The 15,003-nt window shown below is 74.2% G+C and carries 15 protein-coding genes; 5 read left to right on the forward strand and 10 right to left on the reverse strand.

The window, feature by feature from the left end; all coding sequences use genetic code 11:
* Window positions 1-25: 25 nt before the first annotated feature.
* Window positions 26-631 (reverse strand): DUF6629 family protein, encoded by a 606-nt coding sequence (locus ACWD4U_RS10970; RefSeq protein ID WP_363459171.1) that lies wholly within the window; start codon window positions 629-631, stop codon window positions 26-28.
* 28 nt (window positions 632-659) lie between these two features.
* Window positions 660-1,082, reverse strand: a complete 423-nt coding sequence (locus ACWD4U_RS10975; RefSeq protein WP_363459173.1) for a VOC family protein — start codon at window positions 1,080-1,082, stop codon at window positions 660-662.
* Window positions 1,083-1,147: 65 nt separating this feature from the next.
* Here ACWD4U_RS10975 and ACWD4U_RS10980 point away from each other — a divergent pair, with 65 nt between their 5' ends.
* Window positions 1,148-1,603, forward strand: a complete 456-nt coding sequence (locus ACWD4U_RS10980; RefSeq protein WP_363459175.1) for a MarR family winged helix-turn-helix transcriptional regulator — start codon at window positions 1,148-1,150, stop codon at window positions 1,601-1,603.
* 7 nt (window positions 1,604-1,610) lie between these two features.
* On the opposite strand, the gene ACWD4U_RS10985 is transcribed toward ACWD4U_RS10980, so the two are convergent.
* Window positions 1,611-3,857, reverse strand: coding sequence for an ATP-binding protein (locus ACWD4U_RS10985; protein ID WP_363459177.1), 2,247 nt, complete (start codon window positions 3,855-3,857; stop codon window positions 1,611-1,613).
* Window positions 3,858-4,189: 332 nt separating this feature from the next.
* Complete coding sequence (locus ACWD4U_RS10990; protein WP_363459179.1) at window positions 4,190-4,720, reverse strand: RICIN domain-containing protein; 531 nt, start codon at window positions 4,718-4,720, stop codon at window positions 4,190-4,192.
* A 350-nt stretch (window positions 4,721-5,070) separates the two neighbouring features.
* Between ACWD4U_RS10990 and ACWD4U_RS10995 the strand changes: the two genes are divergently transcribed.
* Window positions 5,071-5,727: an NADPH-dependent F420 reductase gene (locus ACWD4U_RS10995; RefSeq protein ID WP_363459181.1), complete on the forward strand. Its 657-nt coding sequence runs from the start codon at window positions 5,071-5,073 to the stop codon at window positions 5,725-5,727.
* Between the two features lie 193 nt (window positions 5,728-5,920).
* Entirely contained in the window at window positions 5,921-6,679 is a 759-nt protein-coding gene (locus ACWD4U_RS11000; RefSeq protein WP_363459182.1) for a PIG-L deacetylase family protein, read from the forward strand.
* 102 nt (window positions 6,680-6,781) lie between these two features.
* On the opposite strand, the gene ACWD4U_RS11005 is transcribed toward ACWD4U_RS11000, so the two are convergent.
* Window positions 6,782-7,669: a TIGR03619 family F420-dependent LLM class oxidoreductase gene (locus ACWD4U_RS11005; RefSeq protein ID WP_363459184.1), complete on the reverse strand. Its 888-nt coding sequence runs from the start codon at window positions 7,667-7,669 to the stop codon at window positions 6,782-6,784.
* A gap of 201 nt (window positions 7,670-7,870) precedes the next feature.
* Between ACWD4U_RS11005 and ACWD4U_RS11010 the strand changes: the two genes are divergently transcribed.
* A complete protein-coding gene (locus ACWD4U_RS11010; RefSeq protein ID WP_363459186.1) occupies window positions 7,871-8,833 on the forward strand; it encodes an NAD-dependent epimerase/dehydratase family protein in 963 nt (320 codons plus the stop codon).
* Between the two features lie 21 nt (window positions 8,834-8,854).
* Here ACWD4U_RS11010 and ACWD4U_RS11015 read toward each other — a convergent pair whose 3' ends face one another.
* The 5 genes from ACWD4U_RS11015 to ACWD4U_RS11035 all read right to left on the reverse strand — a co-directional run bounded on the left by ACWD4U_RS11015 (window position 8,855) and on the right by ACWD4U_RS11035 (window position 13,957).
* Window positions 8,855-9,580, reverse strand: coding sequence for a DedA family protein (locus ACWD4U_RS11015; protein WP_363459188.1), 726 nt, complete (start codon window positions 9,578-9,580; stop codon window positions 8,855-8,857).
* 36 nt (window positions 9,581-9,616) lie between these two features.
* Window positions 9,617-9,817, reverse strand: coding sequence for a DUF1918 domain-containing protein (locus ACWD4U_RS11020; protein ID WP_363457016.1), 201 nt, complete (start codon window positions 9,815-9,817; stop codon window positions 9,617-9,619).
* 152 nt (window positions 9,818-9,969) lie between these two features.
* Entirely contained in the window at window positions 9,970-10,641 is a 672-nt protein-coding gene (locus ACWD4U_RS11025; RefSeq protein WP_363457018.1) for a TetR/AcrR family transcriptional regulator, read from the reverse strand.
* Between the two features lie 117 nt (window positions 10,642-10,758).
* Window positions 10,759-13,551: a discoidin domain-containing protein gene (locus ACWD4U_RS11030; protein WP_363457025.1), complete on the reverse strand. Its 2,793-nt coding sequence runs from the start codon at window positions 13,549-13,551 to the stop codon at window positions 10,759-10,761.
* 196 nt (window positions 13,552-13,747) lie between these two features.
* Window positions 13,748-13,957 carry a DUF6011 domain-containing protein gene (locus ACWD4U_RS11035; RefSeq protein WP_363457028.1) on the reverse strand — a complete coding sequence of 70 codons (210 nt, stop codon included), beginning with the start codon at window positions 13,955-13,957 and terminating at the stop codon, window positions 13,748-13,750.
* 147 nt (window positions 13,958-14,104) lie between these two features.
* On the opposite strand from ACWD4U_RS11035, the gene ACWD4U_RS11040 reads away from it, so the two are divergent.
* Window positions 14,105-14,800 (forward strand): hypothetical protein, encoded by a 696-nt coding sequence (locus tag ACWD4U_RS11040; protein WP_363457031.1) that lies wholly within the window; start codon window positions 14,105-14,107, stop codon window positions 14,798-14,800.
* Window positions 14,801-15,003 lie beyond the last annotated feature (203 nt).

Below are 15,003 nucleotides of genomic sequence, written 5' to 3' on the forward strand. Positions count from 1 at the left end.
GTTCGTCCGGGCCCCGGAGGTGGCGTCAAGTGGAGGGTGGGGCGGGCGGTTTGGCCCAGTGGAGGAGGACGAGGCTGGCGAGGGCGGCGAGGGCGCACCAGGTGGAGATGAAGGCCAGCTGCCAGAGGAGGGCGCAGGCGAGGGCGCCGAGGGTGGTGAGCCAGCCGAGGAGGCGGAGGTGGGGGTCGCCGGAGAGGAGCAGGGAGCCGAGGGTGGCGAGCAGGTAGCCGGCCAGGAGCAGGGTGCCGGCGGGGACGCCGATGGCGTACCTGACGGTGTGTCCGTGGACGTGGGCGCCGACCGGGTGACGGGCCAGGGTGACCGCGAGCGGGACGGCGACCGCCGCGCCGAGCGCGGTGAGCCAGGCGGCCGAACGGCGGCGGGTGGCGCACCAGACCGCCGCCGGGACGTACAGCGGCAGCAGCGGCAGGGCGATCACCGCCCACGCGGTGCGGGTCCACTGGCCCCAGTCGGACCAGACGGCGGCCTCCAGCAGTTGGTGCACCCCGAGCAGCAGCGGCAGGGCCGCCATCGGCAGCCGCCGGCTCGCTCCGGCCCGCACCATCGCGACGACGCCCACCGCCGAGATGGTGCTGCCCATGATCAGATCCGCCTCGGCGCTCCAGCACACGGAGTCAGCGTACTGAACTGACGGTCTGTCAGTAGGACTGAAGTTCGATCAGCGTGCCGTCGGGGTCGCGGACGTGGGCGGTGCGGAGGTTCGGTCCCCATGCGGGGCGGTCGATGGGCGGCAGGACGGCCGTCGCGCCGTGCGCGAGGCAGAGCGCGTACGCGGCGTCCACGTCGTCGACCCGGCAGACGAACATCACGGCGTCGGTGGGTGCGGAGGGCGCGGCGGGTGCGGCGGGGTCGGTGGCGGGCTCGGCGCCGAGGACGGCCGCCATCGCGGCGCGGTCGAACAGGACCAGGACGCCCTCGTCCGCCACGTCCCAGTTGGCGTAGGGGCCGTCGGCGGTGCCCTTGACCAGGTGGGCCCCGCACAGGGGCGGGAGGACGGCGTCGTAGAAGTCGAAGCAGGCCGTGAAGTCGGCGACGAGCAGGCGGGGGTGGAGCGCGTCCACGGAAGGCCTCCGGCGAATAATCGTGGGTGTGGACCCACTATAGGGGGAGACCTAGGATTGGGGCCATGGAAACCGACCCGACCGCCGCGCCGCCCTCGCTCCTGGAGTTGACGGCCTATCTGCTGTCCAGGGTCGGAAAGACCGCCCGCGGCCGGCTCGCCGAGCGGCTGGCTGCCGACGGGCTGCGGCTGTTCCACCTGGCGATGCTGGCCGCGCTCGCCGACTTCGGTCCGCACACCCAGCGCGATCTGGCCCGCCGCCTCGGCCTCGACCCGAGCGATCTCGCCAAGGCCGCCGACCAGTTGGCCGCCGCCGGGCACCTCGACCGCACCCGCGACCCGGCCGACCGCCGCCGCCTCACCCTGACCCTCACCACCGCCGGCCGCACCCGCCTCGCCGAGTTGACCGCCGAGGCGGAGGCGGTGCAGGCGGAGCTGCTCGCGCCGCTGGACGCCGCCGAGCGGGTTCAGCTGCACGCGCTGCTGCTCCGGCTGTACGGCGGTTCCGGAAACGGGAATTGACGGTCGGTCAGCTCTTCAGCAGGGCCTGCACGTCGGCGGCGCGCGGGTGGCCCAGGTCGAGCAGGATCAGCAGCGCCCGCTCCCAGACCTCGCGGGCTGCCTCGCGATCGCCTCGGACGGCGTGGCTGTGTCCGAGCACCTCCAGGGCGATGGCCTCGTCGATGCGGTTGCCGGCCTCGCGGTTGGCTGCGTACGCCTCGGTCGCCGGCACGACGGCCTCCTCGTGCCGGCCTAGCAGGTGCAGCGTCTCGGCGACGTTGCTGAGCGAGCGGCCGAGCCGGAACCGCTCCGCGCCGCTCTTCTCGAACAGCACCAGCGCCTGCTGGTAGTGGTCGAGCGCGGCCTCGAACCGGCCCATCAGCTTGTACGCCTCGCCGAGGTTCTCCAACGACGCCGCCTCGGCCCGCAGTTGGCCGAGCCCGCGGAAGATGTCGGTGGTCCGTTCCAGCAGCGCCACCGCCTCGGCGGGGCGGCCCCGGTCGATCCGCACGTAGCCCAGGTTGCCGAGGACGGACGCCTCACCGTGCAGGTCGCCGAGGCGGCGGCGGATCGCCAGCGCGTCCAGCAGGCACTCCTCGGCCTCGGCCAGCCGGCGCGCCGCCTGATAGGCGACCGCGAGGGCGTTCAGCGCCCACGCCTCGGCCTTCGGATCGGCCAGGCGGCGGGCGCCGGCCAGCGCGTGCCGGTACGTGCCGATCCGGCCGGGTTGCGCGGCGCGCAGGTCGAACAGGTCCCACATGGTGTGGGCGAGCTGCCAGCCGAGTTCGTCGCGTCCGGACTCGGCGGCGGCGGCGACCGCGGCGACCAGGCAGTCGCCCTCCTGCTCGGACCACGCCAGGGCCGCGTCGAACTCGGTGAACTCCAAGGGGCGCAGCGGCGGAGCGGGCGGGGCCAGGTCCAGGTGGCGGCGTTCGGGGCGCAGCCGGCGGGAGGCGGACGCGTTGCTGTGCAGGAACCAGCGCAGCAGCCGCTCGACGGCCGCCTCGCGTTCGGCCGGCGGCCGCTCGGCGGCGCACTCCGCGGCGTAGACCCGGATCAGGTCGTGCAGCCGGTGGCGGCCGGGGCCGGCCGGTTCGACCAGGTGCACCGCGACGAGGGCGTCCAGCAGCGCCGCGGCCTCCGCCTCCGGTGCGCCGAACAGCGCGGCGGCGGCCCCCACGGAGATGGTCGGACCGGGGCCGAGTCCCAGCAGGCGGAACGCACGGGCCTGGTCGGGCGGCAGGTTGCGGTGGCTCACCGCGAAGCTCGCCCGCACCGCGCGGTCCTCGACGCTGAGCACGCTGAGCCGCCCGGCCTCGTCGCGGAGCAGCTCGGCGAGGTGGCGCACCGACCAGTCCGGGTGGGCCAGCAGTCGGCTGCCCGCCAACCGGATCGCCAGCGGCAGCCCCGCGCAGGCCGTCAGCACCGCCTGCGCCGCGTCCGGTTCGGCGGCCAGCCGCTCGGCCCCGACGATGCGCCGCAGCAGCGTCGACGCCTCGTCGGCGTCCAGCATGCCGAGGGTCACCCGGGCCGCGCCGTCCAGGCCCGGCAGGGTGCTGCGACTGGTCACCAGCACGCGGCTGGCGCCGGTCCCGGGCAGCAGCGGGCGGAGCTGGGCGGCGTCGCGGGCGTTGTCCAGCAGGATCAGCATCCGCCGCTCGGCGAGCAGGCTGCGCCAGCGCCCTGCCCGCTCCTCGGGGTCGGCGGGCAGGTGCTCCGGCGGGACGCCGAGGGAGCGCAGGAACCGGCCCAGCAGGTCGTGCGGGTCGGCGGGCCGCGGATCGGCGCCGTGCAGGTCGACCTGGAGCTGCCCGTCCGGGAAGTGCCGCAGCACGAGGTGCGCGACGTGCACCGCCAACGTGGTCTTGCCGACGCCGCCCGTCCCGCTGACCGCCGACAGCAGCACCGGCGCCGCCGGTCCACCCGGCGCGCCCGACAGCAGCGAGACGAGGCGCTCGACCGCGGCCGCCCGGCCGGTGAAGTCGTGCAGGTCGGCGTGGAGTTCGGCCGGCGTGAGCCGCCCGGCCGGGCCGGGCCCGGCGGTCCGCTCCGGCGGGTCGTCGCCGGTGACGGCCGCGATCAGCCGCTGCCGGTCGTCCGGACCGAGACCCATCGCGTCGGCCAGCCGCGCGACCGTGGACAGCCGCGGCCCGCGCCGCCCGGACTCCAGCATGCTGATCGCGTGGCTCGACACCCCCGCCCGCTCCGCCAGGTCCTCCTGCGTCCACCCCGCCGCCAGCCGACACCCGCGCAGCAGCTCCCCGAACCCACCCACCGTGACCTCCCCCTGGAGAAGGTCACCCCATGCGGTCGCTCGCGAACGCGCAGCGACCCCCTCCCCCGGAGGTGACCCTACGAGCGGGCCCACGGAATGGCAAGGACAAGTCAATCCGGTCACGCCGGTCCTGACGGACCGTCATGCCGAGCCAACTGTTGTACCCCGCCGACCTGGTGGGACCGGCCGACGGGTGAAGGTCCTGGTGCACGCGCGCAGTGGTGAGGACGGGGTCGGTGGCCCGGAAGGCCGCGGTGGGGCGCGGTGACCCGCGCCCCACCGTCCCCCGCCGTCCGGCACCGTCCCCCGTCGGTGCGGTGCCGGACCGTTCGTCAGCTCAGCCAGAACTGCTGGAACACGGCGTACTGGCCGTTCTGGTCCTGGCAGCCGAAGTCGCGCAGACCGTAGCCGCTGTCGTCGATGCAATTGCCGGTGGCCACGTTCTGCAGCACCACCGAGCCGTTCGGCTCCAGGTACATCACGAACTGCTGGAAGGCGGCGTAGGGCCCGTTCTGGTCCTGGCAGCCGAAGTGCCGCAGGCCGTAGTTGCTGTCGTCGATGCACTGGCCGGTGGCGACGTTCTGCAGCACGTCGGTGCCGTTCGGCTGTCCGACTATCCGGAACTGCTGGAAGGCGGCGTAGGGGCCGCTCTGGTTCTGACAGCCGAAGTGTCGCAGGCCGTAGTTGCTGTCGTCGATGCACTGGCCGGTGGCCGCCGACTTCAGCACCCACGTGCCGCCGGGGGCGAAGGAGGCCCGCTGGGCCGACGGCTGGGCGGTCGCGGCGCTCGCGCTGCCGGCGCCCGACGTGAGCGAGCCGACGAGGGCGACGCTGCCGGCCGCGGCTGCTATCCACTTCTTCATGATCGCGATCCTCCGGTTCGGTGGTCACGGGCCCGAAGTCCGTTCGCGACGGGCCCGGTTGGCACGACGACCACTCTGCTGGAGCGCCCGGAGGTGCTCCATGGCGTTCGTTTTGCGTTTGGCGGAACCGGATCCCGCACTTCGCGGCGCCGCGGCCGCCGAGGACTCGCGGGGTGCCGTCCGCCGGGTGAGCGCGCCGGGGGCTCGACCGTGGGGCTACGGTGGAGTGGGCGGCCGCGCCCCGGCGAGGAGTGGCCGGGCGGGACCGGGAGCTGACCGCTAGTCAGGGACCGGCCTCGGATATGGTGCGGGCGGCTTGTCGATCTGACGTGGGGACGGAGAGCAGCACAATGCGGATCGGAATCATCGGGACCGGAACGGTCGGCCAGACCCTCGCCAACAAACTGATCTCGCTCGGGCACGAGGTGACCCTCGGCTCGCGCACCAAGGAGAACGCCGCCGCCAACGACTGGGCCGACCGGGCCGGCCCGTACGGCCACGCCGGCACCTTCGCCGACGCCGCCGACTTCGGCGAGCTGGTGATCAACGCGACCAGCGGCACCGTCGCCCTGTCCGCGATCGGCATGGCCGGTCCGGAGCGGCTGGCGGGCAAGACCCTGCTGGACGTGTCCAACCCGCTGGTCTTCTCGCCGACCGGTGAGCTGACCCTCGACCCGGTCAACAACGACAGCGTCGGCGAGCAGCTCCAGCGCGCCCTGCCGGACACCTCCGTGGTGAAGGCGCTGAACACCGTCACCGCCCCGGTGATGGTGGACCCCGGCCGGATCCCCGGCGAGCACAACCTCTTCGTGGCCGGCGACGACGTCGACGCCAAGGCCAAGGTCAAGGCGCTGCTGGAGGAGTTCGGCTGGCCGGCCGAGGCGATCCTCGACCTCGGCGGGATCGACGCCGCCCGCGGCATGGAGATGCTGATGCCGTTCTGGCTGCGGGTGATGCAGCACTACGGGCACGCGGACTTCAACTACGCGATCCGCACCGCGAACTGACGCCGCGAGCGATCCGGCCCGGCGGCCGCACCCCGCGCGCGGGGAGCCGCCGGGTCGGGTGGCACGGCGGGCCGGGTAGCACGGCAGGTCGGATGGCACGGCGGGTCGGCGGCGTGGGTCGCCACGGAACACGCGGGTCGCCACGGAAGACCGAGGCCGGGGCGGAGAGGCTCCGGAGTAGGAAGGGTGCGAGATGACCGGGACCGCCGAGACCGAGCAGGTACCGCCTCCGTACCAGGCGGTCGACGAGGACTGGCAGACGGCGCTCGCCGTCGTCGCCCACCCCGACGACATGGAGTACGGGGCGGCCGCGGCCGTGGCCCGCTGGACCGGGCAGGGCAAGCGGATCAGCTACCTGATGGTGACCAGCGGCGAGGCCGGGATCGACGGCCTGGAGCCCGCGCAGTGCCGCCCGGTGCGCGAACGCGAGCAGGTGGAGTCGGCGGCGCTGGTCGGCGTCGGGACGGTGGAGTTCCTCGGCTACCCGGACGGGGTGGTCGAGTACGGGCTGCCGCTGCGCCGCGACCTGGCCCGGGCGATCCGTCGGCACCGCCCGGAGATCGTGATCACCGTCAACTTCCGGGAGACCTACGGCGGGGTCTTCCCCAACCAGGCCGACCACATCGCGGTCGGCCGGGCCGCGCTGGACGCCGTCCGGGACGCGGGCAACCGGTGGGTCTTCCGCGAACTCACCGCCGAGGGCCACCAGCCGTGGAACGGCGTCCGGCAGCTGTGGGCGGCGGGTTCGCCCGACGGCCGGCACGCCGTCGACACCACCGACACCTTCGCCACCGGCGTCGCCTCGCTGGAGGCCCACCGCGCCTACCTGGCGGGCCTCGGCGGCGAGATGGCCAACGCCGCCGAGTTCCTGGAGTCCGCGGGCCGCGCCGCCGGCACCCGCCTGGGCACCCGCTACGCGGCGGCCTTCGAGGTGATCGACTTCCACGGCTAGTGCTCTCGCGTCCGCAGCGAGACGGGCGCCAGCCGTGGCGGTCGCCCCCTGGACGCCTGGACACGGGAGCTCGATCGGCCCGGTGGCCTCCGGGCCACGGCGTCAGGTGAGTCGCGGGGCGACCTCGGTGGCAACCCACTCCATCGCCTGTTCGACATGCTCGGCCGCGACGGGCAGCCACAGGGTGCAAGCGGCAAGCCCTGCCTCGGCGAGTTGCCCGAGCTCGTCGGCGACGCTCGCGGCGGTGGGTACGGCACCGCCGAGGGGTCGTCCCGGCGACGGGACCACCGCGGGGATGCCGGGCGGCGTGAGGAACGCGGCTGCGGCGAGCGTCAGGCGGTCGGCGTTCTCCGAGTCGCCGGCGAGGTCGTGCAGGCGGCGGCGGACGTCGGTGACCTCCGCGGCGTCGACGCCGGTGCCGTACCAGCCGTCGCCGAACCGCAGCGCACGACGCAGGGCGGCGGCGCTGTGGCCGCCGATCCACACGGGCGGACCGCCCGCGGTGACCGGAGGCACGCCCAGGCGCGCCTCGTGCAGGGTCGTGAACGGTCCCTCGAAGTCTGCGGGCCGCCGGGTCCACAGGGCCTTGGCGGCGGCGAGGTGGTCGTCGGTACGTGCACCGCGTTCACGGGCGGGTACGCCGACGGCCGCGAACTCGTCGAGGTTCCAGCCGGTGCCGACGCCCAGGACCAGGCGGCCGCCGGACACGACGTCCAGCGTGGCCGCCTGGTTGGCGAGCACCAGCGCCGGGTAGTACGGCGCGACGAGTACGGACGTCAGCAGCCGCAGGCGCGTCGTCGCCCCCGCGACGGCCGCCAGCAGGACGAGCGGGTCCGTGTCGAGGCCGAACCCGCTGTCCAGCAGGCGGTTGCCGACCGCGACGTGGTCGAAGCCCAGATCCTCGGCACGGCGTGCGGCGTGGAGAACGCGGGCTCCGTCGTCGAGCGGCCAGCGCGGTTGGAGGGAGACGCCGAGGCGCAGCAGGGACATGAGTGTGCCTTTCGGTGGCAGTCCGACGGCGACACGACGATCACCCGACCGCCCTGTCGCCACTCCCAACCCCCGCACGGCCCCCGTTTCATCCCGCCCGGTCAGGGGGCGTTGACGGTCCGTGGGAAAACCGCATGCGGGAGGTGGCGGCCGTGGGTAGGGTGCGGGCGCCGTGGTGTGTCGAGGTGGGGGAGAGTCGTCGTGGAGTTGCTCGTACTCGGGGGGACGCGCTTCCTCGGCCGCGCCGTCGTGGAGGCCGCGCTGGCCGCGGGGCACCGGGTGACGCTGTTCAACCGGGGCCGTACCGATCCCGGGCTGTTCCCGTCGGCGCGCACCGTCGTCGGCGACCGCACCGTGAGCCTGGACGCGCTCGCCGACGGTCGGTGGGACGCGGTGGTCGACGTGGCCTGCTACCAGCCGGAGGTGGCGGCGCTCGCGGTCGAGGCGCTGCGCGGCCGGGTCGGGCGGTACCTGTTCGTCTCCACGCTCTCCGTCCTCGCCGACCAGGCCACCCCGCAGGACGAGGACGGCGCGGTGCTCGAACTCACCGCCGACCTGCCGGAGGACCTGGCGTACGGGGCACGGAAGGCCGCCTGCGAGCGGATCGTGCGGGACGGGTTCGGCGAGCGGGCGACGATCGTCCGGCCGGGGTTGATCGTCGGCCCGCACGACCCGACCGACCGGTTCGCGTACTGGCCGCGCCGGTTCGCCCGCGGCGGCCGGGTGCTGCTGCCCGGCGATCCGGCGGACGACGCGCAGTTCATCGACGTCCGCGACCTCGCCGGGTGGATCCTGGACTGCCTCGGTGCGGGCCGGGCCGGGGTGTACAACACCACCGGGCGGCCGATGCCGTTCGGCGAGCTGATCGACGCCTGCCGGGCGCTGGCCGCGGGGCCCGTCGAGTCGGTGTGGATCCCCAGCGAGCGGCTGCTGGCGGCGGGGGTGGACCCGTGGATGGGCGTGCCGATGTGGATCGCCGACCCGGAGTGCGCCGCGATCAACCGGGTCGACGTCTCCCGCGCGCTGGCCGCGGGGCTGACGCTCCGTCCGCTCGCCGAGACGCTGGCCGACACCCTCGCGTGGGACACCGCCCGCGGCGGCCCCGAGACCGAGGGCCTCGGCGCGTTGGAGGAGGAGCGGCTGCTGCGCGAGCTGGCGGGGTGAGGCCGGCGGGCTGACGGTGGGTCAGTCGCGGTCGTGCCCGCCGGTCGACACGTTCCCGGGCGATCCCGAGCCGTCATCGGGGCCCCCGCCGTCGTCGGGTCCCCCACCTTGGGAACCCCCGTTGCCGGCCTTGCGCGAGCGGCGGCGCAGGTAGGCGCGGACGGCGAGCGCGGCCACCACCAGTCCGAGCGCGGCCAGCAGGTAGACCTGGTAGCGGACGGCCTGCCGGTACAGGGTGTCGATGTTGCTGCCCGCGAAGTAGCCGATGCACGCCCACACCCCCGCCCACAGCACGGCGCCCGCCGTGTTGGCCGCCATGAAGCGCTTCCACGGCATCTCGGTGGTGCCGGCCACCAGGCCGTTGGTCTGCCGCAGGCCGTCCACGAAGCGCGCCCCGGTGACCACCAGGGCGCCGCGGCGGCGGAAGAAGGCGTCGGCGCGCTCCATCCGCTCCGGGGTGAGCCGCACGTAGCGGCCCCAGCGGTGGACGAACGCCAGGCCGCCGGTGCGGCCGATCACGTACGCCGCGGCGTTACCCAGGATGGCCGCCAGCACCGCCACGACGAGCACCACCGGCAGCGACAGCTGCCCCGTGCCCGCGTACACCGCGGCCAGCGTCAGGATGGTCTGGCCGGGCACGGGGATCACGCAGTTGTCCAGGAAGACCAGGACGCCGACCGCGAGGTACCCGTAGTCGTCGAGCAGCGGCGCGAGGTGGGCCAGCGGGCCCGGCAGGGGCGGGGGCAAAGGTGTTCGCTCCTCCTACCGGGCCGCGGCCCGGGGTCAGCGCTGCTCCTCGGCGAGCTGGTGCTCGACGACGCAGTCGGGGCCGGGGTAGACGAGGCTGCTGTGCCCGTCCTCGAACTGGACGAGGTACGGGGGTTCGCCGTTGCTGCCGCGAACCTCGACGATCTCGCCCTTGCGGTCGATCATGCCGACCGACCTGCTGTACATGTGGACGTGGTCACCCACTGTGGCTTGCATGTCTGCTCCTGCGGGACGGCGGACCGGTGGGACGGGGGAGAACCCTTGTTTCCACTGTGCGGCGGCCGTCCGGGCGGTGCAATGGCGGAACCGGACGCCCGGCGGCGCGCTGCGGGTCCGGCGCCCGGCCGGGCTCGGTGCCCGGACGGGGCTCAGCCGGCGGCGGGCGGGTCGGCGAGGTAGTGGCGCACCAGGCGCTTGCACTCGGCGATCAGCGCGGGGTCGCCGTCGGGGGCGATCCGGAAGGCCAGCTTGAGGACGGCGTCGGCGCACTCCATCGCGACCCGCAGGGCCAGCGCGTAGCCGGGGGCGGCGAACAGCTCGCCGCCGATGGCGCGCAGCCGGACGGCGACGGCGGCGTTGTTGTCGAGTTCGGCGTCGAGCAGGTGGAGGTCGTCGCTGACCTCGGCGGGGGTGGCGTCGACCAGGCCGAAGTCGAGGTGGCCGAAGCCGGGGACGGCGCGCTTCATCGCGACGAACTCCTCGACGGCGAGGTCGACGAAGTCCGGGACGTCCAGTGCCCGCGCCTGCTCGGCGCGGTGGGCGAGGCGGTCCAGGAAGCAGGCCAGGTTGCGTTCGGCGAGGGCGGCGAGCAGGCCCTCCTTGCCGGCGAAGAACTGGTAGAGCGTGCCGATCGGCACCTCGGCGCGGGCCGCGACCTCCTTGGTGGTCAGGCCGGTCGCGCCGACCTCGTCGAGCACTCCCGCGCAGGCGTCCAGCAGCCGTTCGTACCGCTCCTGGCTGCGCTGCTGCACCGGTCGGCGGCGCGCGCCGGCCGCCGGGGCGCGGGAGGCGGGGGCACTGGGGGCGGGCTGCGGGGTCATGGCGGATACTCTGCCGCATCGGCTCGGCGGGCGCCGAACGACCCCCGCGAGGCGTCCGGTCGGCGGCGCGGGCGGGGCGGTCCCGGTCACCGGAACCGCCCCGCCCGGGTCAGTGGGTCACTGGTCCCAGACCTGGAACTCGGAGAGCTGGCCGGCCGGCCAGCCGGTGTTGGCGGTGACCGCGACCCGCACGTACCGGGCCGAGGCGGCGGGGAAGGAGACGGTGACGGTGTTGCCGGACGCCGGGTCGAAGACGTAGGCCGCCGAAGCCTTCAGGGTGGTGAAGGCGCTGCCGTCGGTGGAGCCGAGCAGGGCGAGGGTCTGGGTGCGGGCGCCCCAGCCGGCGGGCAGCTGCAGCACCACCCGGCTCGCCTGCCGGGCCGAGCCCAGGTCGACCTGCACCCACTGCGGGAGGGCGTTGTTGGCGCTCTCCCAGTAGCTGCCCTGGTTGCCGTCGGTGGTGTTCGCGGAGGCGTAGACGTCGGTGTGCGAGGACTCGGCGGTGGGCCGGCCGGCCGCGAGGTTGGTCGGCGGGGGCGGGGTGCCGCCGCCGGAGGCGGTGAACTGGAGGCTGTTGAGGTTCCAGCCGCCGTTGTCCTGGGCGAGGGTCAGCACCTGGCGGCCGGCGGGCAGGGTGACCTGCGCGGTGGCGTTGCCCCAGGTCTGCCAGCCGCCGGTGGCGGCCAGGGCGACGGAGCCGCTGAGGTTGGCGCCGGCGGCGTCCGCGAGGTGCAGCGCGCCGGTGACGGCGGCGGGGGCCGCGTACCGGAGGGTGACCGTGTACGTCCCGGCGGTGGCGACGTCGACGGTGTACCGCTGCCACTGGCCGTTCGACGTCCAGCCGAGGTTGTAGCCGCCGCCGGTGTCGGAGGTGGCCTCCAGGTCGACGCCGTCGGCGCGGTAGCCGTTGCCGGTGCCGTTGACCGAGTTGACGAAGTAGCCGACGCCGGGGCCGCCGGTGTCGTAGTTCTCGGCCTGCACCGGGCCGGGCAGAGCGGCGGGCGTCCCGCCGTACGGGGCCTCGGGGTTGGGGCCGCCGCCGTTCCAGCTGTTGCCGCTGCCGGAGACGGTGAAGGCGGCCGAGTTGTTCAGGAAGGCGGACGCGCCGACGGCGAGGCCGGTGACGGTGTTCGCGGTGAGGGTGGCCGAGCCGTTGGGCGCCGGGTAGAAGGGCGGCGCGACGACGAAGCCGTTGCGGCCCGGCGAGGTGACGGTGTTGCCCTGCAGCAGCGTGTTCGTGGAGGCGGACAGGCCCACCCCGTCGTACAGCGAGTTCAGCACGGTGTTGTCGGTGACCGTCACGTGGTCGACCACGCCGACGTTCTGCCCGTCGCCGCCGTTGCCGACGTGCAGCGCCGGCTGGCCCTGGCTGTAGCCGTTGCCGCCGGAGCGGACCACGGTGTTGCCGCTGACGGTGGCGCCCAGCAGGTCGCTGCCGTTGACCCCGAACCGGCCCGCGCCGAGGCCGATGTAGCGGGCGGTGTCGGCGATGTAGTTGCCCTCCACGTCGTGGCCGCTGCCGCCGTAGATGCCGATGCCCTTGCCGCCCCACGGTGCGATGACCGTGTTGTGGGTCATCGTGATGTGCGACATGGCGGTGTAGTACGTCTTGTTGCCGCCCGAATCGGTGTTGTACGCCACGGAGTTGATGGCCATGCCGTCGTCGCCGGTGCCGCGCACGAAGTTGTTCGTCGCGGTGATGTCGTTGCCGGTGCCGTTGTTCAGCGACACGTTGTTGATGTTGATGCCGTCCGCCCACACCGCGGTGACCCGGGCGCCGCGGACCGCGCCGCCGGTGCCGGAGGCCCAGTAGCCGGACTCGACGTGCCGGCTCCAGATGTTGTCGGAGGACCAGTTGGTGCCGGTGGTGTCCATCGCGCCGCCGCCGCCGTCGACCATCTCGCGGCTGGTGGCGTCGGAGTCCAGCCGGAAGTCCCGGACGTGACAGGACGTCAGGTTGAACAGTGCGGCCAGCGGCGTGTTGTTGGGCAGCGGCACGTCGCGGTAGATCGTGCTGTACCACATGCCGGCGCCGGCGATCGTGATGCCCTGGGCGTTCAGGCCGGTGGTGCCCCGGAGGTAGAAGGTGCCGGCCGGGATCCACAGCGTCCGGCCCTGGGCCTGGGCCTGGTTGACGCAGTTCTGGATCGCCGCGGTGCTGTCGACCGCACCGGGGGCGGCCGAGCCGTTGGTCGGCGCGGTGGAGGCGACCGCGCCGCAGTCGGTGAGCGAGAGCGAACCGGCGGGCTGGGGGAGCGGAGCGGGCGGGTTCTCCGCGTCCAGGACGTCGATGTCGTAGAACGCGGCTGAGTTGGCGGCGTCCTTGCGCAGCTCGATGGTGCTGCCGGCGGCGATCGGCGCGCCGCTGACGAAGGTGTGCGACTCGTCGAAGAAGTCCCGCGGGTTGCCGTCGGCGGGGTTCTGGTCGCTGCCGTTGTAGTGGTTGCTGCCGCCCTCGTAGAACCAGCTCTGCTTGGAGTTGAGGTTCAGCGCCTGCCGGAACACCCCGTCCACGTACAGGTTCAGCGTGGCGGTGGTGCCGCCGCCGGTCGCGGAGTCCGGGATGCTCTCCCGGACGTTGATCGCGGTGAGCGGCCCGCCGGTTGTGTTGGTCCACCGCACGCCCTGGCCGGTCGCGGCGAGGTGCACGTACGCGTGGCCGGACGCCTCCAGCGCGGCGCTGGCGTACGGGGTGGTGGGCGCGGCGGTCAGGGCCACGGCGGTCGCGCCGCCGGTCAGGGTGCCCGCCTCGGCCTCGAACTCGGTGAACGGGAGGGTGGCTCCGGCGCCGGCCGGGGCGGCTGCCGTCGCGGTCGGGGCGAGCGCCGGAACCAGCGTGCCGCATGCGATCAAGGCGGTGACGACCAGTCCCGTCCAGGCCCGCGGGCCGGCGCTGGGTCGAAGTCTCATCGGATCCCTTCCTGGGCGTGCACGAGCCGCGGTCCGCGGAAGCGCGGAGCCGGGGGCGGAGCCGCAGCGAACGTAATGCCGTTGACATGAATCCGCAATGCTTTGCGCAGTGCATGAAAATCATCGACACGATCGCGCATGAGCGGTGCAGTCGAGAAGGGTGGGGGAGTTGACGGGGCGTCAGGGTGGCCGCGCGTCAGATGCCGGGGAGTTCGTCCTGGTCGATCCGGTAGACGAGCGGAGCGCGATCCGGGGCGCCGGCGCAGTGCTGGCCGAGCTTCTCCCAGCGGGACTCCGGGCGGCGTAGCGGGCGGTCGCAGCGCCGGCAGCGGACGACCGGGGCGGGGCGGCGTTCGACGGCGGTGCCGGGCAGGGGCGGCTCGGCGGCGTTCTGATCGTCACTCACCGTCCAAGTTGACCATCGCGGGCCGGCGCCCGCACCGCCGGGGTGATCTTCGGATGGTCGCGCCGCCGAACGCCGGTGCCTGCCGGCCCCCCCCCACCCGTCCGCCGGCACCACCTGACGCCGCGTCAACACCCCGAAGGACTCCGGATGGGCACCCCGACCGGCCTGGTCCGCGCACTCGCCGCACTGGCACTCACCCTGCCCGCCCTCGCCGCCGCCGTCCTGGCCGCCCCCACCCCCGCCGCCGCCCTCGACAACGGCCTGGCGCTCACCCCGCCGATGGGCTGGAACTCCTGGAACACCTTCGGCCCGAACATCACCCTGCAGCAGGTCGTCCGGACCATCGACCACAAGGCCGCCAACGGCCTGGTCGCGGCCGGCTACGACACCGTGACCGTCGACGACGGCTGGTCGCTGTGGCACCGCGACGGCCAGAGCAGCGACATCGTCCGCACCCCGGAAGGGGCGATGCAGCTCTACGACGACCACGGCAACCCCGTCAGCGGCACCGACGGCACCGGCAACGACCCCACCTCCGGACACCTCCTGCCGCGCCCACCCAGCAGCACAGCGTCCTCGCCGCCGGCACCAACCCCGGCGACCCCGCCTACCTGCTCGACGTCGCCCCCGGCAACCCCTGGCAGGAATGGCGGATCACCCAGGACCCGGCCACCCGCCCTGTCACCATCCGCAACGCCGCCACCGGACTGCTGCTCACCGCCGCCAACGCGGCCGGTGCGCCCGTACAGGCCGATCCCGCGGACGTCGCCAAGATCCAGCCGTGGAACGTGGGCTGACGGTCCGTCGGCTCGGCCGGCAGCCGTCGGGCGGCTCTTCGGGTGACCGCCGTCGGCGGGTGGCGGTCACCCCGGGCCGGGCCGCGGGCCCGGCGGGACTACACTTGCCCCGGTCGTGACGCCTCGGCGCGACCGGAGAAAGAGGAGGTGGGAGCGGTGGAGTGCAGTAGTCCGGGCCGAAGTCGGCCCCGCTCCGGGATGTTCTCACCCGCTCCGGGCCCCCGGTACCGGTAGCCCCGCACCCCCGCC

Source organism: Kitasatospora sp. NPDC002522, assembly GCF_053595195.1.